The 19,803-nt window shown below is 43.8% G+C and carries 16 protein-coding genes and 5 tRNA genes; all 21 read left to right on the forward strand.

Annotated elements, in window-relative coordinates:
• Positions 1–285 (forward strand): hypothetical protein (locus ACQ96U_RS15075; protein ID WP_431722102.1); only part of this gene is annotated, 285 nt, incomplete at its 5' end.
• 9 nt (positions 286–294) lie between these two features.
• Positions 295–1,278 carry a bifunctional biotin--[acetyl-CoA-carboxylase] ligase/biotin operon repressor BirA gene (gene birA, locus ACQ96U_RS15080; protein ID WP_431722103.1) on the forward strand — a complete coding sequence of 328 codons (984 nt, stop codon included), beginning with the start codon at positions 295–297 and terminating at the stop codon, positions 1,276–1,278.
• Complete coding sequence (locus tag ACQ96U_RS15085; protein WP_431722104.1) at positions 1,271–2,005, forward strand: type III pantothenate kinase; 735 nt, start codon at positions 1,271–1,273, stop codon at positions 2,003–2,005. Before birA ends, ACQ96U_RS15085 begins: the two co-directional genes overlap by 8 nt.
• Before the next feature lie 2 nt (positions 2,006–2,007).
• The gene (locus ACQ96U_RS15090; protein ID WP_431722105.1) at positions 2,008–2,727 is read left to right on the forward strand and encodes an SPOR domain-containing protein; all 720 of its coding nucleotides are present in this window, start codon (positions 2,008–2,010) and stop codon (positions 2,725–2,727) included.
• A gap of 24 nt (positions 2,728–2,751) precedes the next feature.
• Positions 2,752–2,827, forward strand: a tRNA-Thr gene (locus tag ACQ96U_RS15095).
• A 26-nt stretch (positions 2,828–2,853) separates the two neighbouring features.
• A tRNA-Tyr gene (locus tag ACQ96U_RS15100) sits at positions 2,854–2,937 on the forward strand.
• 33 nt (positions 2,938–2,970) lie between these two features.
• A tRNA-Gly gene (locus ACQ96U_RS15105) sits at positions 2,971–3,045 on the forward strand.
• Between the two features lie 13 nt (positions 3,046–3,058).
• A tRNA-Thr gene (locus tag ACQ96U_RS15110) sits at positions 3,059–3,134 on the forward strand.
• A gap of 77 nt (positions 3,135–3,211) precedes the next feature.
• On the forward strand, positions 3,212–4,405 hold the full coding sequence (gene tuf, locus ACQ96U_RS15115; protein ID WP_431722106.1) for an elongation factor Tu: 1,194 nt from the start codon (positions 3,212–3,214) through the stop codon (positions 4,403–4,405).
• A 57-nt stretch (positions 4,406–4,462) separates the two neighbouring features.
• Positions 4,463–4,538 (forward strand) — tRNA-Trp (locus ACQ96U_RS15120).
• 39 nt (positions 4,539–4,577) lie between these two features.
• Positions 4,578–4,976, forward strand: a complete 399-nt coding sequence (secE, locus tag ACQ96U_RS15125; protein ID WP_431722107.1) for a preprotein translocase subunit SecE — start codon at positions 4,578–4,580, stop codon at positions 4,974–4,976.
• Between the two features lie 6 nt (positions 4,977–4,982).
• A complete protein-coding gene (gene nusG, locus ACQ96U_RS15130; protein ID WP_431722108.1) occupies positions 4,983–5,516 on the forward strand; it encodes a transcription termination/antitermination protein NusG in 534 nt (177 codons plus the stop codon).
• A gap of 111 nt (positions 5,517–5,627) precedes the next feature.
• On the forward strand, positions 5,628–6,059 hold the full coding sequence (rplK, locus tag ACQ96U_RS15135; protein ID WP_215820351.1) for a 50S ribosomal protein L11: 432 nt from the start codon (positions 5,628–5,630) through the stop codon (positions 6,057–6,059).
• The gene (gene rplA / locus ACQ96U_RS15140; protein WP_431722109.1) at positions 6,060–6,755 is read left to right on the forward strand and encodes a 50S ribosomal protein L1; all 696 of its coding nucleotides are present in this window, start codon (positions 6,060–6,062) and stop codon (positions 6,753–6,755) included.
• Positions 6,756–6,966: 211 nt separating this feature from the next.
• Positions 6,967–7,497, forward strand: a complete 531-nt coding sequence (gene rplJ, locus ACQ96U_RS15145) for a 50S ribosomal protein L10 (RefSeq protein ID WP_431722110.1) — start codon at positions 6,967–6,969, stop codon at positions 7,495–7,497.
• A 63-nt stretch (positions 7,498–7,560) separates the two neighbouring features.
• On the forward strand, positions 7,561–7,935 hold the full coding sequence (rplL, locus tag ACQ96U_RS15150; RefSeq protein WP_431722111.1) for a 50S ribosomal protein L7/L12: 375 nt from the start codon (positions 7,561–7,563) through the stop codon (positions 7,933–7,935).
• A 237-nt stretch (positions 7,936–8,172) separates the two neighbouring features.
• Positions 8,173–12,246: a DNA-directed RNA polymerase subunit beta gene (rpoB, locus tag ACQ96U_RS15155; protein ID WP_431722112.1), complete on the forward strand. Its 4,074-nt coding sequence runs from the start codon at positions 8,173–8,175 to the stop codon at positions 12,244–12,246.
• A 57-nt stretch (positions 12,247–12,303) separates the two neighbouring features.
• A complete protein-coding gene (rpoC, locus tag ACQ96U_RS15160; protein ID WP_431722113.1) occupies positions 12,304–16,518 on the forward strand; it encodes a DNA-directed RNA polymerase subunit beta' in 4,215 nt (1,404 codons plus the stop codon).
• A gap of 164 nt (positions 16,519–16,682) precedes the next feature.
• Positions 16,683–17,054 (forward strand): 30S ribosomal protein S12, encoded by a 372-nt coding sequence (gene rpsL, locus ACQ96U_RS15165; RefSeq protein WP_027709425.1) that lies wholly within the window; start codon positions 16,683–16,685, stop codon positions 17,052–17,054.
• Positions 17,055–17,205: 151 nt separating this feature from the next.
• Positions 17,206–17,679: a 30S ribosomal protein S7 gene (rpsG, locus tag ACQ96U_RS15170; protein ID WP_215820357.1), complete on the forward strand. Its 474-nt coding sequence runs from the start codon at positions 17,206–17,208 to the stop codon at positions 17,677–17,679.
• Positions 17,680–17,697: 18 nt separating this feature from the next.
• Positions 17,698–19,791 (forward strand): elongation factor G, encoded by a 2,094-nt coding sequence (fusA, locus tag ACQ96U_RS15175; RefSeq protein WP_431722114.1) that lies wholly within the window; start codon positions 17,698–17,700, stop codon positions 19,789–19,791.
• Positions 19,792–19,803 lie beyond the last annotated feature (12 nt).

Genomic DNA, 19,803 nt, shown 5'->3' on the forward strand with positions numbered 1-19,803 from the left:
GTGAAACTGCTCAGCGCCGATGGTAGTGTGGCGTTTCGCCATGTGAGAGTAGGACATCGTCAAGCGCTTATTGGAAGCCCTGGTACTGTTGTGCCGGGGCTTTTTACTTTAGGGATTTTGCTTAGTAGTAAAGGTACTAGTTTAGAAGATAAGTTTTTAATGGCTACTTTTCCTACTTTGAATTTTATCTCTATCCTTCTCATCTTTGTTTGTCTTTTGTTGCCTTACAACTCCCTCCTAACTTATTCTTGTACACTTTCCTTTATATATTCCCTCTCTATTTAGACTTGTGACATGAAGGCTCTTTTAGAAATATTAAGTGATGGCAAATTTCACTCTGGAGAAGCTTTAGGAAAAAGCTTAGGAGTGACTCGTGCTGCTGTATGGAAAAAGCTAAAAAGCCTACAGTCTTTGGGGCTGCGTTTAGATTCTGTACCAGGTAAAGGATATAGGGTACAGAAAGGCGTTGAGTTACTTGAAAAACAAAAAATTACTAAAGAGTTAAGATCAGGTTTTGCTGATAGTTTAGAAATGGATTTTTTTGTCACGATACCTTCATCAAATGATGTCGCTATGAGTAAAGCGCGCTCTGGTATTAAAAAAAATTATTTTTGTTTTACTGAACACCAAAGTCTTGGGCGTGGTCGTAGAGGTAGAACTTGGGTTAGTCCTCTTGGAAATAACTTGTACTTTTCTACATTATGGACGTTTTATAATGGCATTGCTGGATTGGAAGGACTTAGTTTGGCGGTGGGACTAACTGTTGTAAAAGGACTTGAGCAATTAGGTGTACAGCAGCTAGCACTTAAATGGCCAAATGATGTGCTTTTAGCAGGAAAAAAAGCTGCGGGCGTCTTATTGGAGGTGATGGGGGATCCAGCAGGAGAATGCCAAGTAATTATTGGGATAGGTATAAACATTGATTTGCCTACGACAAGTGAGGCAGAAAAAGAGATTAACCAATCTATAGCTGCAGTTAGCCAGTATACCCCAAACAAAGTCACTCGAAACAAACTTGCTGCTGTATTAATAGGTAAATTAAGTGAGATGTTAACTATATTTCAGCAAGAAGGCTTTGGTTATTTTCTGAATGACTGGCAAAACTATGATGCTTTTTTCGAGCAGCCAGTAAATATTATCCATGGACAGCAAAATATACCTGGTGTAGCGAAAGGCGTTGATGTATCAGGGGGGATTAAAGTGCTTACTGCAGACGGCTTGGTGGTATATAAAGGTGGTGAAGTTTCTTTGCGTAGAAGAATAGAATCTTATGGCTAATATATGGCAGCTTGACGCGGGCAACTCACGCATAAAATTACGGGTACTGCAAAACAGTCAAGTTATTCACTGCGATGCTTTTGACTCAGAGGATTCATTTATCAGTTATCTGCGAGATAAAGCAGAAAGTATTGATGAAATTCAACTGGCGTGTGTTTGGAGTGAAGAGCGTAAGAAAAAATTAATTGAAATAATTGTCAATGCATGTGGCTGCGAACTGAGAGTTGCAAAGGTAAAAAAGGAATTTGCTGGGTTGAAAATTGCTTATCAGGATGAAAACTCTCTTGGAATTGATCGCTGGCTAAGTATGCTGGCTATTCAAACTCAATTCCCAGATGAAGTTATACTATTAATTAGTCTTGGTACTGCAATAACAATTGATATTGTGAATAAAAAAGGGACTCATGAGGGAGGCTATATTATTCCAGGTTTTCGCTTGTTACATGAATCGCTTGTTAAAAATACTGGACAAGTGCGATTCACCAGTAATGAGTTAAATGAGATGACATTAGGACGGTCAACAACTCAAGCTGTGAATAATGGCATTCGAAGACTTGTGGTAAGCATGTTGAGGTCTTTGATAGCAGATCAAAGTTTACATGTTGATAGGGTTATTCTAGCTGGGGGGGATGCTGAGTATGTTAAAGCATTGGCAACCATTGATGCAGAAATTAAGCAAGATTTAATATTTGAAGGTCTTGCTCTGGCTTTCCATAAACAGGACTGAGAATGCGCTGGATTTTTTTAACCCTATTATTAGCAAATGGTTTTTTGTATGGGTATTTTTGGTATCAAGGAAATCATAGAAACCCTGTTCAAGTTGAACCAGAGATAGTGGAAGCTTTTTCTGAAGGAAAAGGGATTCAGTTACTAACAGAAGTGAATCCAACAAAGCTTGAAAAACTAGATCAAAATAATACGACTGTTACTGTTCCTCAAAAAACACCCCATGAGCCTGAACGGTTTTGTATAGGGCTTGGACCTTTTACTGAAATTGCTCCTTTTAAAGAGGTTCAGCAGCGTTTTTTTGCATTAGGTGTTCAGCCAGATGTTGAAAAACAGCATATTGAAACAGAGCCTGATTACTGGGTTTATATTCCTTCACAACCATCAAGAAAATACGCGTTACGAAAATTAAAAGAGCTGCAAGAGCAAAATATTGATAGTTATATAATTAATGATGGTGAGCTGAAAAATGGCATCTCACTTGGTTTATTCACTAAGAAAACATCGGCAGATAAGCTGCAAAAGAACATTGCTCAAGCTGGGTATAATGTAAAAGTTAAGCGAGTTGAGCGTTTTAAAGACGAAATTTGGCTTATTTTTGCACCAGACCAAGCTGATCTAGTGGGTGATAAAATCTGGGTCGAGATCGCAAAAAAATATCATTACATAGAAAAAAGAAGAAATCGTTGTAAACCCATTGCATCTTATATAAATATCCCTTAGAATTGCGCCCGCGATTGAGGGAGAGCCGGTATAGCTCAGTTGGTAGAGCAACTGACTTGTAATCAGTAGGTCCTGGGTTCGACTCCTAGTGCCGGCACCAAGCCTAAAATCAATCGTTCCTCTTTTGGTGGGGTTCCCGAGTGGTCAAAGGGATCAGACTGTAAATCTGACGCGCGAGCTTCGAAGGTTCAAATCCTTCCCCCACCACCAAATTTTTCACTATGATTGTTTAAGTGGTAATGTGCGGGCGTCGTATAATGGCTATTACCTCAGCCTTCCAAGCTGATGATGCGGGTTCGATTCCCGCCGCCCGCTCCATATTTTTCAGGTTGCTCATATAGCTCAGTCGGTAGAGCACTTCCTTGGTAAGGAAGAGGTCACCGGTTCAAATCCGGTTATGAGCTCCAGTTTAAAGAGAAGAGGGTGGAACATAGTTCTACCCTTATTTGTGTTGTAGATCTTCGTCTGGTAGGAGATGGTCTCGATGGCTAAAGCTAAGTTTGAGCGTAATAAGCCGCACGTTAACGTGGGTACTATTGGCCACGTTGACCACGGTAAAACTACATTGACAGCAGCCCTGACTCGCGTTTGTGCGGAAACTTGGGGTGGTGAAGTTAAAGCGTTTGACCAAATTGATAACGCACCTGAAGAGCGTGAGCGTGGTATCACTATCTCAACTGCACACGTTGAGTATGACTCTCCAAATCGTCACTATGCACACGTAGATTGCCCAGGGCACGCTGACTACGTTAAAAACATGATCACTGGTGCGGCGCAAATGGATGGAGCAATCCTGGTTTGTTCTGCAGCAGACGGCCCCATGCCTCAAACGCGTGAGCACATCCTGTTGTCTCGTCAGGTGGGCGTTCCTTACATCGTCGTATTCCTAAACAAAGCAGATATGGTTGACGATGAAGAGCTATTAGAGCTGGTTGAAATGGAAGTGCGTGAACTGTTGAACGAATATGAGTTCCCAGGAGACGACACGCCAATCATTACTGGTTCTGCGTTGATGGCATTAGAAGGCAAAGACGACAACGAAATGGGTGTTTCTGCGGTTGTTAAGCTAGTAGAAACATTGGATGAGTACATCCCACAGCCAGAGCGTGCCATTGATCAGCCTTTCTTGATGCCAATCGAGGACGTATTCTCAATTTCTGGTCGTGGTACTGTGGTAACAGGCCGTGTTGAGCGTGGTATTGTTAAAGTGGGTGACGAAGTAGAAATCATTGGTCTGCGTGACACCACCAAGACCACAGTAACAGGTGTAGAAATGTTCCGTAAGCTGCTTGACGAAGGTCGTGCAGGTGAGAACGTTGGTGCCTTGTTGCGTGGTACTAAGCGTGATGACGTTGAACGTGGTCAAGTATTGGCTATCCCGGGCTCTATTACGCCACACACTAAGTTTGAATCAGAAGTTTACGTGCTGAGTAAAGAAGAAGGTGGACGTCACACCCCATTCTTCAAAGGTTACCGTCCTCAGTTCTACTTCCGTACTACTGATGTGACAGGTGCATGTGAGTTGCCAGAAGGTGTTGAGATGGTAATGCCAGGCGACAACGTGCAGATGAAAGTAACATTGATTGCGCCAATTGCGATGGAAGAAGGTCTACGCTTTGCGATCCGTGAAGGTGGCCGTACTGTTGGCGCTGGTGTTGTTGCTAAGATTATCGAGTAAACCGCTTTACAAATTAAGGTGTGAGCTGCATAATGTGCGGCTCTGCACTACAGATACAGGCCAGTAGTTCAATTGGTAGAGCACCGGTCTCCAAAACCGGGGGTTGGGGGTTCGACTCCCTCCTGGCCTGCCATTTAAAGTTTCCCGCAAGCTTGATGAGGCGCTTACTTCTATGAGTTCCAAAGCTGAAAGCGATAACAGCAATCAGTCAGGTTCTACTAAGACCTTGGATGGTCTGAAGTGGTGTCTGGTTGTTATTGTTGTCGGAGTTGGCGTCTACGGCAATCACTACTTTGCAAAGTACTATGAACAATTCTTGTTGTATAGGGTTTTAGGCCTATTGGTGCTGGCTCTATTTGCAGGTTTTGTTGCATTCAGTACGGAAAAAGGCAGCCGCTTCTGGACGTTATTGAAAGATGCAAAGGCTGAAATAAGAAAAGTAGTTTGGCCAACTCGTCAGGAAACCACACAAACGACACTTATCGTAGTTGCTGCTGTTTTATTAGTAGGGCTATTTTTGTGGGGACTTGACTCCTTGCTAAGCTGGATAGTAAATAGTTTGATTGGGTAACATAACATGGCGAAGCGTTGGTATGTGGTTCATGCCTATTCCGGCTTTGAAAAGCAGGTGATGCGGTCTATCAAAGAGCGTATTGAGCTGCATGAAATGCAAGATCAGTTTGGTGAGGTTTTAGTACCGACTGAAGAAGTCGTTGAAATTCGTGGTGGGCAAAAACGAAAAAGTGAACGTAAATTTTTTCCTGGCTACGTATTAGTAGAAATGGAAATGAATGACGACACTTGGCACCTTATTAAGGATACACCACGGGTGATGGGTTTTATCGGCGGAACTGCAGATAAGCCTGCACCAATCACTAAACGAGAAGCTGACGCTATCCTTCGCCGAGTACAAGATGGTTCTGATAAGCCCAAACCAAAAACCTTATTTGAACCAGGTGAAGTCGTCCGTGTTATTGATGGTCCATTTAGTGACTTTAATGGTGTGGTTGAAGAAGTTAACTACGAGAAAAACCGTTTACAAGTTGCTGTATTAATTTTTGGTCGTTCTACACCGGTTGAATTAGAATTCACCCAAGTAGAAAAAGGTTAGTTGAATTTTAGTAGCTTCCCCTCACTGCTGTTGCGGTGAGGGGTTGTTACGTCTATAAAAGCTGTTCAAACAGGGGAGCCGAAAGGCGTTTAACCCAACTGAGGTAGTGTAATGGCTAAAAAAGTCCAAGCATATGTAAAACTGCAAATTCCTGCAGGTCAAGCAAATCCAAGTCCACCTGTTGGTCCTGCTCTGGGTCAGCAAGGTGTGAATATTATGGAGTTCTGTAAAGCGTTTAATGCTAAAACGCAAGGTATGGAACCCGGGTTGCCTACACCAGTTGTTATCACTGTTTATAGTGACCGTAGTTTTACGTTTGAAACTAAAACTCCACCTGCATCTGTACTACTGAGAAAAGCACTTAAGCTGAAAAAAGGTAGCAGTCGTCCTAATACTGAAAAAGTAGGCACTGTGACTCGTGAGCAATTGGAAGATATTGCTAAGCAGAAAGAGCCTGACTTAACAGCAGCTGATTTAGATGCTGCTGTACGTACCATAGCTGGAAGTGCTCGTAGTATGGGCTTGAATGTGGAGGGTGTGTAAATGGCTAAAATGACTAAGCGACTGAAGATGATCGCAGAAAAGGTTGAAGCCAATAAAGCATATCCTATTGAAGATGCTGCAAAATTACTGGCTGAAATTTCTACAGTTAAGTTTTGTGAATCTTTTGACGTGGCAGTTAACTTAGGTGTTGACCCACGTAAATCAGATCAGGTTGTTCGTGGCTCCACTGTACTTCCTAATGGAACTGGTAAAGACGTTCGTGTAGCGGTATTTACTCAAGGGGCAAATGCAGATGCTGCGAAAGAAGCTGGTGCTGATCTTGTTGGCATGGAAGATCTGGCTGAAGAAGTAAAAGCTGGAAATCTTAATTTCGACGTTGTTATTGCTTCTCCTGATGCAATGCGCGTTGTAGGCCAATTAGGTCAGATTCTTGGGCCTCGTGGTTTGATGCCCAACCCAAAAGTTGGCACTGTAACTCCTAATGTTGCAGAAGCTGTAAAAAATGCTAAGGCTGGTCAGGTGCGTTACCGTACTGACAAAAACGGCATCATTCATTGTGGTGTTGGTAAAGTTGGTTTTGCACCAGAAGCTGTTAAGCAGAACATTGAAGCACTGTTGGTAGACCTTAAAAAGGCTAAGCCTTCATCTTCAAAAGGTGTTTATATGCGCAAGGTTACCCTGTCTACCACTATGGGGCCAGGTATAGCTATTGATATGGCATCACTAAACATCTAATACCCAACTTTGGGGCTCTTGCCAGCTCTTTTCAGTGAGGCAGGGGCTGTCAAAGACCGTAGGGGTCAGCATTTTGCTGACTTAATCTTCCTACGTAGATGGTGTTGTTTCTAGACCTCTTATCTAGAGCCCTTCACCGTATATTTCATGAGATACTTCTGTATCTCGGTGGTTTTAAACCACATTACGGTTATACCCAGGAGTAAAGCCGATGGCATTAAGACTCGAAGACAAGAAAGCGATTGTCGCTGAGGTCAACGAGGCTGCCGGAAGCGCTTTATCCGCTGTGATTGCTGACTATCGTGGTCTTACGGTTAGTCAGTTAACTGCGCTGCGCAAGCAGGCTCGTGAAGGTAAGGTTTATCTTCGCGTTGTTCGTAACACGCTTGTTCGTCGTGCAGTTGTTGGTACTGATTTTGAGTGTCTGACAGAGGCTCTGACAGGACCAACTATTTTAGCATTCTCTAAAGAAGATCCAGGTGCAGCAGCACGTTTGATCAAAGATTTTGCTAAAGAAAACAAACAGTTGGAAGTAAAAGCGCTGTCCATTGGTGGCAAGCTACTAGGTGCAGATCAAATTGATGTGTTGGCGAAGATGCCAACCCGCGAAGAAGCATTGGCTATGCTTGCTCGCGTAACAATTGCACCTGTGACCAAGCTGGCACGTGCTTTAAACGATATCCCAACACGCGTTACTCGCGTTATTGCAGCTGTTCGCGATCAGAAGCAAGAAGCTGCTTAATTTATTGTTGGTTTATCGCTTACGTAGTAAAAGTTTTTACACAGTTTACAGGAGATAAGAGTCATGGCTCTGTCTAAAGACGATATTTTGAATGCAATTGCTGAAATGAGCGTAATGGAAGTTGTTGAGCTTGTTGAAGCAATGGAAGAAAAATTTGGTGTTTCTGCTGCTGCTGCACCTGTAGCTATTGCTGCTGGCCCAGCTGCTGCTGAAGCTGCAGAAGAGAAGACTGAATTTGACGTGATTCTGGCTGGTGCTGGTGATAAGAAAGTTAACGTAATCAAAGTAGTACGTGGCTTAACTGGTCTTGGCCTGAAAGAAGCTAAAGCACTAGTTGACGGTGCTCCTTCTCCATTGAAAGAAGGTGTATCTAAAGAAGAAGCTGAAGCAGCTAAGAAAGAGCTGGAAGAAGCTGGTGCCACTGTGGAAGTTAAGTAATTCTGCAGGATTTTGCACCAAAGCAAGCCTAATATTAATTAGTGCTTATGGCTGGTGCCTCCGGGCACCGGCCTTTTTCCGTTGTGATATGAAAATTTGATGGTCCATTTAGGGCAGGTTATATACCGCGTCGGGTATTTATTATAAGAGCAATACCTTGTTCTTGATCAACACAGTGGCGCTAATAATGCTTGTTAGGCCGCAATGATTAGCAGGTGACCAAGCTGGGGAACGCTAATGGCATACTCGTTTACTGAGAAAAAACGTATCCGCAAGGATTTCGGCAAGCTGCCGCATGTAATGGATATACCCTATCTCCTAGCAATCCAGTTGGATTCCTATCGCAAGTTTTTGCAATCGGGAGAAAGGGAAAGCCGCAAAGACTATGGCTTGCATGCCGCGTTCAAATCAGTCTTTCCTATTGTCAGTTATTCTGGCAATGCTGCATTGGAATACGTCAGTTATAAACTGGGAGAGCCGGCATTTGATGTTAAAGAGTGTCAGCTTAGAGGTATAACCTATGCAGTACCTTTAAGAGTTAAAGTTCGGTTGATTATTTATGATAAAGATTCAGCCAACAAAGCAATAAAAGATATTAAAGAGCAAGAAGTCTATATGGGAGAAATCCCATTAATGACGGATAACGGTACGTTTGTAATTAATGGAACTGAGCGAGTTATTGTTTCTCAGCTACACCGTTCTCCTGGCGTCTTTTTTGACCATGATAAAGGTAAAACACACTCTTCTGGAAAATACCTCTATTCTGCGAGAGTTATTCCTTATCGTGGTTCATGGCTTGATTTTGAGTTTGATCCAAAAGACCTGTTGTATGTTCGTATAGACCGTCGTCGTAAGTTACCTGCAACAATATTGCTGCGTGCACTTGGCTATACTGCTGAGCAAATTCTGGACATGTTTTTTGAAACGACAACGTTTCATATGTCAGAACAAGGTATCACGTTTGAACTAATTGCTGATCGTCTACGTGGTGAGGCAGCAACCTTCGATATTAAAGATACTGAAGGTAATGTCATAGTTGAAAGTGGTCGACGTATTACTGCTAAGCATATTCGCCAACTGCAAAAAGCCAATATTAAACACCTTGAAGCACCACTGGAATTTTTAATTGGCAAAGTTATCGCTAAAGACTTGGTCAATCCTGCAACGGGTGAAATTGTTGCGCCATGTAATGTTGAAATTACTGCAGACATTATTGAAAAAGCCGTCAATAACAACATTAAGGTAGTTGAAGCTCTTTATATCAATGAGCTGGATAGTGGTCCTTATATCTCGGATACATTGAAAGCTGATAGTACTAACAGCCAGTTAGAGGCATTAGTTGAAATTTATCGGATGATGCGTCCTGGTGAGCCACCTACTAAAGAAGCAGCTGAAGCACTTTTTGAAAATCTCTTTTTCTCAGCAGAGCGTTATGACTTATCTGCTGTAGGTCGAATGAAGTTCAACCGTCGCTTAGGTCGCGGTGTTGATGAAGGTCCCGGTGTTCTTGATAACAATGACATCATTGATGTTATGGGATTGTTAGTCTCTATTCGAAACGGTAAAGGTGAAGTGGATGATATTGATCATCTTGGTAACCGTCGTATTCGAAGTGTAGGCGAGATGGCTGAGAACCAGTTCCGTGTAGGTTTGGTACGTGTTGAGCGTGCAGTAAAAGAACGCTTAAGCATGGCTGAGTCAGAAGGTTTAATGCCTCAGGACCTAATTAACGCAAAACCTGTTGCGGCTGCGATCAAAGAATTTTTTGGTTCTAGTCAGTTGTCGCAGTTCATGGACCAGAATAACCCCTTGTCTGAGGTTACTCACAAGCGTCGTGTTTCTGCGTTAGGCCCTGGTGGTCTTACTCGTGAACGTGCTGGGTTTGAGGTTCGTGACGTACACCCGACTCATTATGGACGTGTGTGTCCTATCGAAACACCTGAAGGTCCAAACATTGGTTTGATCAACTCATTGGCAACCTATGCGCGAACCAATGCTTATGGTTTCCTTGAGAGTCCTTACCGGAAAGTTGTCGATGGTATAGTTACTGATGAAATTGAATATTTATCAGCCATCGAAGAAGGTGAATATGTCGTAGCACAGGCTAACGCTGAAGTTGATGAAGAGATGCGTTTGACAGATGCGCTCGTTAACGTGCGGCATCGTAATGAGTTTACCTTGATGCCTCCTGAAAATGTTAACTATATGGACGTTTCTCCTCGTCAGGTAGTGTCAGCAGCGGCTTCTTTGATTCCATTCTTGGAGCATGACGATGCTAACCGGGCATTGATGGGATCGAACATGCAACGCCAGGCTGTGCCTACGCTACGTGCTGAAAAGCCACTCGTGGGTACTGGTATGGAGCGCAATGTTGCCAGTGACTCGGGTGTTTGTGTGATTGCGCGTCGTGGTGGGGTAATTGAGTCTGTTGATGCGGGTCGTATCGTGATTCGTGTTAATCAGGATGAAATTATCACAGGTGAAGCAGGTGTTGAAATTTACAACCTGACTAAGTACACACGTTCTAACCAGAATACCTGTATTAATCAGCAGCCTTTAGTGAAAACGGGCGATGTTGTAAACCGTGGTGATGTTTTGGCTGATGGACCCTCAGTTGATATGGGTGAGTTGGCACTGGGTCAAAACATGCGTGTCGCGTTCATGCCTTGGAATGGTTACAACTTTGAGGATTCCATTCTTATCTCTGAACGTGTGGTTCAAGAAGACCGTTTTACCACTATTCATATTCAAGAACTGACCTGTGTAGCACGTGATACTAAGTTAGGTCCAGAAGAAATTACTTCTGATATTCCTAATGTGGGTGAAGGTGCACTCTCTAAGTTAGACGAGTCTGGAATTGTTTATGTGGGTGCTGAAGTAGGCAGTGGTGACATTCTTGTTGGTAAAGTAACACCTAAAGGTGAAACTCAATTAACGCCAGAAGAAAAACTATTGCGTGCAATTTTTGGTGAGAAAGCATCTGATGTAAAAGACACATCACTGAGAGTACCTACCAGTGTTAAAGGTACTGTTATTGATGTTCAGGTCTTTACCCGTGATGGTGTTGAAAAAGACCAGCGTGCTATCTCTATCGAAAAAGCTCAGCTTGATGAAGTCCGCAAAGACTTGAATGAAGAGTTTCGTATTGTTGAGCAGGCAACCTTTGAGCGGTTGCGTGTAGCGCTGGTTGGGCAAGCCGCTGAAGGTGGTCCAAACTTGAAAAAAGGTGACATAATTTCAGATGCTTACCTTGACGAGCTTGAGCACAAGAATTGGTTTAAGTTGCGCATGGCTGATGATGCCCTTAATGAGCAACTTGAAGCGGCCCAAAAGCAATTGCTAGAGCGTCGTGAGCAGTTAGATCAACGCTTTGAAGACAAAAAGAAAAAGCTGCAAAGTGGTGACGACCTTGCACCAGGTGTCCTGAAAATTGTTAAGGTGTATTTGGCGATTAAACGTCGTATACAGCCTGGCGATAAAATGGCTGGACGTCATGGTAACAAAGGGGTTATCTCCGTCATCATGCCTGTAGAAGATATGCCTTACGATGAAAACGGCACGCCCGTTGATATCGTACTTAACCCTCTAGGTGTACCTTCGCGGATGAACGTAGGTCAGATTCTGGAAACTCACCTTGGTCTAGCTGCCAAAGGTCTTGGTGAAAAAATTAATCGTATGCTGGAGGCACAACGCTCCATTGCTGAAATACGAGAGTTTCTGGATCAAGTTTACAATGGCACTGGAGAAGGCCGTTATGAAGATCTTAATTCATTAACTGATGAGGAAGTCATTGAGTTGGCTAAAAACCTTGAAAAAGGTGTGCCAATGGCAACTCCAGTTTTTGATGGTGCTAAAGAGAAAGAAATCAAGGCATTGCTCCGGCTAGCTGATATGCCTGAATCAGGTCAAATGAGGCTTAGTGATGGGCGGACAGGTGACCTGTTTGATCGGCCAGTAACTGTTGGCTATATGTACATGTTGAAACTGAATCACTTGGTTGATGACAAGATGCATGCTCGTTCAACTGGTTCTTATAGCCTTGTTACACAACAGCCACTGGGTGGTAAAGCTCAGTTTGGTGGTCAGCGCTTTGGAGAAATGGAGGTCTGGGCACTTGAAGCATATGGTGCTGCTTATACCCTTCAGGAAATGCTTACTGTGAAGTCTGATGACGTAGCAGGTAGGACGAAGATGTATAAGAACATTGTTGACGGTGATCACCGAATGGAAGCTGGTATGCCCGAGTCGTTCAATGTACTGATTAAAGAAATCCGTTCATTGGGCATCGATATCGAACTGGAAAGCGAATAACGTTAGCTGGCTTATAGCTATGGGAGGCTTTGCCTCCCTCAGCGAGGAGAGAGGACCTTGAAAGACTTACTTAACCTTCTCAAACAAGGGCAATCTGAAGAATTTGATTCCATTCGTATCGGCTTGTCATCACCAGAGATGATTCGCTCATGGTCATACGGTGAAGTCAAGAAACCAGAAACGATTAACTACCGTACCTTCAAGCCCGAACGTGATGGTTTATTTTGTGCAAAAATCTTTGGCCCAGTTAAAGATTATGAGTGCTTATGTGGAAAGTACAAGCGCTTAAAGCACCGTGGTGTAATTTGTGAAAAGTGTGGCGTTGAAGTAGCACTGGCAAAAGTACGCCGTGAGCGCATGGGGCATATTGAGCTGGCTAGCCCAGTTGCACATATTTGGTTCCTTAAGTCACTACCTTCCCGTATTGGCTTAATGCTTGATATGACTCTGCGTGATATTGAGCGTGTGCTTTACTTTGAGTCTTATGTTGTGATCGATCCAGGTATGACAACGCTGGATAAAGGTCAGTTGCTTAATGATGAAGAATACTACGAAGCACTTGAAGAGTTTGGTGATGACTTTGATGCACGTATGGGTGCTGAGGCTATCCAGGCAATTTTGAAAGAAATTGACCTTGAAACAGAGATTGGCCAGCTACGTGAGGAAATTCCAAATACAAACTCTGAAACTAAGATTAAAAAGCTCACCAAACGTTTGAAGCTGATGGAAGCTTTCTACCATTCAGGAAATAACCCTGAGTGGATGATCTTGGATGTATTACCTGTATTGCCACCTGATTTACGTCCATTGGTACCTTTGGATGGTGGTCGTTTTGCTACATCTGATCTGAATGACCTTTATCGTCGAGTGATCAACCGTAATAACCGTTTGAAGCGTCTACTTGACTTGAGTGCGCCGGATATTATTGTGCGTAACGAGAAGCGTATGCTTCAAGAGGCTGTAGATGCACTGTTAGATAATGGTCGTCGTGGTCGAGCGATTACTGGCTCAAACAAACGGCCTTTGAAGTCCCTGGCTGACATGATCAAAGGTAAGCAGGGTCGTTTCCGTCAGAACTTGCTAGGTAAGCGGGTTGACTACTCTGGTCGTTCAGTAATTGTGGTTGGTCCTACGCTACGCTTACACCAGTGTGGATTGCCTAAAAAAATGGCACTTGAGTTATTCAAGCCATTCATTTTTGGCAAGCTTGAACACCGTGGCTTGGCAACAACTATTAAAGCTGCGAAAAAAATGGTCGAGCGTGAGACGGCAGAAGTTTGGGATATTCTTGCGGAAGTCATTCGTGAGCATCCTGTGCTACTGAACCGTGCACCGACCTTGCACCGTTTGGGTATCCAAGCATTTGAACCGGTATTGATTGAAGGTAAAGCAATTCAGTTACACCCGTTAGTCTGTGCGGCTTACAACGCGGACTTTGACGGTGACCAGATGGCCGTTCACGTACCGTTGACGCTTGAAGCACAGCTTGAAGCGCGTGCGTTAATGATGTCCACCAACAATATTCTAGCACCGGCAAATGGAGAGCCTATTATTGTTCCTTCTCAGGACGTGGTTCTTGGTCTTTATTATATGACCCGTGACGCAATCAACGTTCCTGGTGAAGGCATGGCATTTGCCGATATCCGTGAAGTGCACCGTGCTTACCGTGCAGGGAAAGTAGATTTGCATGCTCGAGTTAAAGTCCGTATCAGTGAAGTGAATAAGGATCATGATGGTAATGAAACCAGCAGAACCTTAATCGCCGATACAACTGTTGGTCGTGCACTTTTATTTGATGTTTGTCCAAAAGGGATTCCTTTTGAGCTGGTTAACCAGGCGATGGTTAAGAAGGCGATTTCTCGACTGATTAATACGTGTTATCGCAATGTGGGTTTGAAAGAAACCGTTATTTTTGCTGACCAGCTGATGTATACCGGTTTTCACTTTGCCACAATTTCTGGAAGCTCTATCGGCGTAAATGACTTCGAGATACCAAAAGAGAAGGTGGATATTATTGAGGCCGCAAACCGTGAAGTAGAAGAAATTGAAAATCAATTTGCTTCTGGTTTGGTAACTCAAGGTGAGAAATACAACAAAGTGATTGATATTTGGTCGCGTGCCAATGAGTTAGTAGCCAAGAAAATGATGGAAAGCTTGGGTACTGATTTGGTTGTTGACCGAGAAGGTAAAGAAGTTGGTCAACCATCATTTAACTCAGTGTATATGATGGCAGACTCTGGCGCTCGGGGTAGTGCTGCACAGATACGTCAGCTTGCAGGTATGCGGGGCTTGATGGCTAAGCCAGATGGCTCGATTATTGAAACGCCTATTACAGCAAACTTCCGTGAAGGATTAGACGTATTACAGTACTTTATTTCTACGCACGGTGCGCGTAAGGGGTTAGCGGATACAGCATTAAAAACGGCAAACTCAGGTTACTTAACACGTCGCTTGGTAGATGTGGCACAAGACTTGGTGGTGACTGGGGTTGATTGTGGCACTGAAGAAGGTTTGCATATGGCGCCCCATATTGAAGGCGGTGATGTTGTTGAGCCTCTTGGTGAGCGTATTCTTGGACGGGTTGTTGCACGAGATGTGATTCGCCCGGGAACAACCAGTGATATTGCCGTTCCAGCAGGAACACTTATTGATGAGCGCTGGGTTGAACGCCTTGAAAACTTAAACGTTGACGAAGTTATTGTTCGATCACCAATCACTTGTGAAACACGCTATGGTGTGTGTAGCAAATGTTATGGCCGTGATCTTGGCCGTGGTCATTTGGTCAATGTGGGCGAGGCAGTTGGTGTTATTGCTGCACAGTCAATTGGTGAGCCAGGTACACAGTTGACGATGCGTACTTTCCACATCGGTGGTGCGGCATCTCGAACCTCTGCAACTGACAGTGTTCAAGTCAAAAACAAAGGTAAAATCAGACTGCATAACCTGAAGTCAGTAGAACGGACAGATGGCACTTTAGTTGCTGTATCTCGCTCTGGTGAATTGGCTGTTGCTGATGAATTTGGTCGTGAGCGTGAGCGCTACAAACTACCTTATGGTGCAATGCTTTCTGTGAAAGATGGCAGTGATATTGAACCTGGTCAGATTGTTGCTAAATGGGATCCACATACTCACCCAATTATCACTGAGGTGGGTGGAACTGTATCATTCTCTGGAATGGAAGACGGCATTACCATTAAGCGCCAGACAGATGAGCTAACAGGGCTTTCTAATATTGAGGTTATTGATCCTAAAGATCGTCCAACAGCAGGTAAAGATATCCGACCTGCTGTAATGCTCCTTGATGAGTCTGGTAATGAGATTAAGTTCCCTAACTCTGACATGCCTGTTCAGTACTTCCTGCCTGCAAGTGCACTATTGAATTTAACCGATAATGCAAAAGTAGAGATTGGGGATGTTATTGCGCGGATTCCACAAGCCAGCTCAGGTAACAAAGATATCACGGGTGGTTTGCCTCGCGTTGCAGACTTGTTTGAGGCGCGGAAACCAAAAGAATCAGCAATCTTGGCTGAAATTAGCGGAACGATTAGTTTCGGTAAAGAAACCAAGGGTAAAAAGCGTTTGGTTATTTCTCCACCTGATGGTAGTGATAATCATGAAGAGCTTATTCCAAAATGGCGTCAGCTTAACGTGTTTGAAGGTGAGCAAGTGGCTCGTGGTGAGGTGATTGCCGACGGTCCTGCAAACCCACACGATATCCTTCGTCTGCAAGGTGTGAGTGCTCTGGCTAAGTATATCGTCAATGAAATTCAAGACGTTTACCGTTTACAAGGTGTAAAAATCAATGATAAGCACATTGAAACCATTCTGCGGCAAATGTTGAGAAAAGTTGAAGTAGCGGATGCTGGAGACTCTGATCTGATCAAAGGTGAGCAGTTAGAGTTTACTCATGTGCAGGAAGTTAACGAAACGCTTGCAACTGAGAATAAGTTTCCAGCTAAGTACGAACGTGTACTGCTGGGTATAACTAAAGCTTCATTGGCAACTGAGTCCTTTATTTCAGCAGCGTCTTTCCAGGAAACTACTAGGGTTCTGACTGAAGCTGCAGTAACTGGTAAGCAGGATCACTTAAGAGGCCTGAAAGAAAATGTTGTGGTAGGTCGATTGATTCCTGCGGGTACTGGACTAGCTTATCATAGTGAGCGTAAGCGTAAACGTGATCAAGCTTTAGCCAAAGCATCCACAACAAGTAAAGTCAGCGCGAGTGATGTAGAACAAGCCTTGAGTGAAGCATTGAACTCAGGTAACTCTTAATCACCTGTTACGGATATGCGACAAAGTGACAGCTCCTTTGTGAGCTGTCACTTGACTCGCACCTACTTGACTTTTACAATTTCGCGTCCTTAAAAAGGCGGGTTTTTCACCTGCTTTTTTTTGGCTCTTTATTATCCATTAGTTAGTAATTGGAGTTTGCATCCATGGCTACTATTAACCAGTTGGTTCGTAAGCCTCGCAAACGCAAAGTCGCTAAAAGTGACGTACCTGCGCTACAGGGTTGTCCTCAGCGTCGTGGCGTTTGTACACGTGTTTATACGACCACTCCTAAGAAGCCTAACTCAGCGCTTCGTAAAGTATGTCGTGTTAGATTGACCAACGGATTTGAAGTGACTTCCTACATTGGTGGTGAAGGTCATAACTTGCAAGAGCACAGTGTTGTGTTAATCCGTGGTGGACGGGTAAAAGACTTGCCAGGTGTGCGTTATCACACTGTACGTGGCAGCTTGGATACCCAAGGTGTTAATGATCGTAAGCAGGGCCGTTCTAAATACGGTACTAAGCGTCCTAAATAACGGATGTAGACTCACAGAACAATTTCGTTCTTTGAGCAAAGTTGCTTATCGGTAAGAGTAAGGCTAAGTGCTATTTTCTGACAGTATAAACAGTAAAAACTGTGGATCTTAGTTTCTTAGGTTCACCCTGAAGACCTATTGAGGGCTTATCATGCCAAGAAGACGTGTAGTCGCAAAGCGAGAAGTTTTACCAGATCCAAAGTACAAAAGTCAGACTTTGGCTAAGTTTATTAACCATGTAATGGTTAGTGGTAAAAAATCTGTTGCAGAAAGAATTGTTTATGGTGCTCTGGACAAAGTTGAAGAGCGCACTAAAGGCTCAGAGCCTTTAGATTTGTTTGAAAAAGCACTTGAGCAAGTTGCTCCAGTGGTCGAGGTTAAATCTCGTCGGGTTGGTGGTGCTACCTATCAAGTACCCGTTGAAGTACGTCCTTCTCGCCGGACTGCGTTAGCAATGCGTTGGTTAGTAGATGCGTCACGTAAGCGTGGTGAAAAATCTATGGCTTTGCGCTTGGCTGGTGAAATCTTAGATGCTGTTGACGGAAAAGGTTCTGCAGTTAAGAAACGTGAAGACGTGCATCGTATGGCTGAAGCCAACAAAGCGTTCTCCCACTACCGTTTCTAATGATCAGAGGATAGTGTCGTGGCTCGAAAAACCCCTATTAGTCGCTACCGTAATATCGGTATTTGTGCGCACGTAGACGCAGGTAAAACGACGACTACTGAACGAGTTCTGTTTTATACAGGTCTCTCTCATAAGATTGGTGAAGTGCATGATGGCGCTGCGACCATGGACTGGATGGCGCAGGAGCAGGAGCGCGGTATTACTATTACTTCAGCTGCAACAACCTGTTTTTGGCAGGGGATGAACAAGCAGTTTAGTGAGCACCGCATTAACATCATTGACACTCCAGGACACGTTGACTTCACAATCGAGGTAGAGCGTTCTTTGCGCGTACTTGATGGTGCTGTAGTAGTGCTTTGTGGTTCGTCTGGTGTTCAACCACAAACTGAAACAGTATGGCGTCAAGCGAATAAATATCATGTACCACGTATGGTCTTCGTAAATAAGATGGACCGTGCGGGCGCTGACTTCTTTATGGTTGTTGATCAGCTTAAAGATCGTCTAGGCGCTAACGCTGTACCAATTCAAATCAATATTGGTGCAGAAGACGAATTTAAAGGTGTTGTTGATTTGCTTCTTATGAAAGCCATTATGTGGAATGAAGCAGATCAAGGCATGACTTACCAGTTAGAAGATATCCCTGCAGACTTGCAAGATGTTGCTGCAGAGTGGCGCGAAAAAATGCTTGAAAGCGCTGCTGAAGCATCTGAAGAGTTGATGGAAAAATACCTTGAAGAAGGTGATCTTTCCGTTGAGGACATCAAGAAAGGTCTTCGTCAGCGTACACTGGATAATGAGATTGTTCTGGTTACTTGTGGTTCAGCATTTAAGAACAAAGGTGTTCAAGCTGTACTGGACGCTGTTATTGAGTACCTGCCTTCGCCTACAGAAGTTAAGGCTATTGAAGGTACACTTGATGATGATGAAACAGTAGAAACGCGTGAAGCTGATGATAATGCACCTTTTGCTGCATTGGCATTCAAGATCGCAACAGACCCCTTTGTAGGTACATTGACGTTCGTGCGTGTTTACTCTGGCACACTTTCTTCTGGTGACTCAGTTTTTAATCCAGTCAAACGTAAAAAAGAACGTGTTGGCCGGATGGTGCAGATGCACTCAAATAACCGTCAGGAAATTAAAGAAGTACTAGCGGGTGATATTGCTGCATTGATCGGTATGAAGGATGTTACTACAGGTGACACACTTTGTGCTCAAGATAACATTATCACTTTGGAAAGAATGGAATTCCCTGATCCTGTAATTTCTGTGGCTGTTGAGCCTAAGTCTAAAGCTGACCAAGAAAAAATGGGTATTGCTTTAGGTAAGCTTGCTCAGGAAGATCCATCTTTCCGTGTTGAAACAGATGAAGAGTCTGGCCAAACAATCATTTCCGGTATGGGTGAGTTACATCTGGATATTATCGTTGACCGGATGAGACGTGAATTCAACGTTGAGGCGAACATTGGTAAACCTCAGGTTGCTTATCGCGAAGCGTTACGTGGCTCTGTTAATGCTGATCACAAGTTTGCTCGTCAGTCTGGTGGTCGCGGTCAATATGGACACGTAGTGATTGAGTTTTCACCTTCTGAGCAAGAAGGTTTGGAGTTTGTCAACGAAATCGTTGGTGGTGTTATTCCAAAAGAATACATCCCAGCTGTGCAAAAAGGGATTGATGAGCAGATGAAAAACGGTGTCATTGCCGGTTATCCGCTGCTTAACCTGAAAGCTCGCCTATATGATGGCTCTTATCATGACGTTGACTCCAGTGAGATGGCGTTTAAAATCGCTGCTTCTCAGGCGCTGAAAAAATATGCTCCTCAAGCACAGCCTGCACTACTTGAACCGATTATGAAGGTTGAAGTGGTAACACCTGAAGATTATATGGGTGATGTTATGGGTGACTTGAACCGTCGTCGTGGTTTGGTTCAAGGGATGGATGACTCATCTTCAGGTAAGGTGATTCGTGCGGAAGTACCTCTGGGAGAAATGTTTGGTTACGCTACAGACCTTCGCTCTGCGACACAGGGTCGTGCAACCTACTCCATGGAGTTCGAAAAATACGCTGAAGCACCTACCAGTGTTGCTGAGGCAGTAATTAAGAGCAAAGGTTAATCAATCTAATTC

Origin of the sequence: Zooshikella sp. RANM57 (genome assembly GCF_050749885.1) — a bacterium.
GTDB lineage: Bacteria > Pseudomonadota > Gammaproteobacteria > Pseudomonadales > Zooshikellaceae > Zooshikella.

Bases quoted from the DNA above. Each gene is read 5' to 3' on its own strand.
- birA (WP_431722103.1), top strand. From the start codon at position 295: ATGAAGGCTCTTTTAGAAATATTAAGTGATGGCAAATTTCACTCTGGA.
- ACQ96U_RS15085 (WP_431722104.1), top strand. From the start codon at position 1,271: ATGGCTAATATATGGCAGCTTGACGCGGGCAACTCACGCATAAAATTA.
- ACQ96U_RS15090 (WP_431722105.1), top strand. From the start codon at position 2,008: ATGCGCTGGATTTTTTTAACCCTATTATTAGCAAATGGTTTTTTGTAT.
- tuf (WP_431722106.1), top strand. From the start codon at position 3,212: ATGGCTAAAGCTAAGTTTGAGCGTAATAAGCCGCACGTTAACGTGGGT.
- secE (WP_431722107.1), top strand. From the start codon at position 4,578: ATGAGTTCCAAAGCTGAAAGCGATAACAGCAATCAGTCAGGTTCTACT.
- nusG (WP_431722108.1), top strand. From the start codon at position 4,983: ATGGCGAAGCGTTGGTATGTGGTTCATGCCTATTCCGGCTTTGAAAAG.
- rplK (WP_215820351.1), top strand. From the start codon at position 5,628: ATGGCTAAAAAAGTCCAAGCATATGTAAAACTGCAAATTCCTGCAGGT.
- rplA (WP_431722109.1), top strand. From the start codon at position 6,060: ATGGCTAAAATGACTAAGCGACTGAAGATGATCGCAGAAAAGGTTGAA.
- rplJ (WP_431722110.1), top strand. From the start codon at position 6,967: ATGGCATTAAGACTCGAAGACAAGAAAGCGATTGTCGCTGAGGTCAAC.
- rplL (WP_431722111.1), top strand. From the start codon at position 7,561: ATGGCTCTGTCTAAAGACGATATTTTGAATGCAATTGCTGAAATGAGC.
- rpoB (WP_431722112.1), top strand. From the start codon at position 8,173: ATGGCATACTCGTTTACTGAGAAAAAACGTATCCGCAAGGATTTCGGC.
- rpsL (WP_027709425.1), top strand. From the start codon at position 16,683: ATGGCTACTATTAACCAGTTGGTTCGTAAGCCTCGCAAACGCAAAGTC.
- rpsG (WP_215820357.1), top strand. From the start codon at position 17,206: ATGCCAAGAAGACGTGTAGTCGCAAAGCGAGAAGTTTTACCAGATCCA.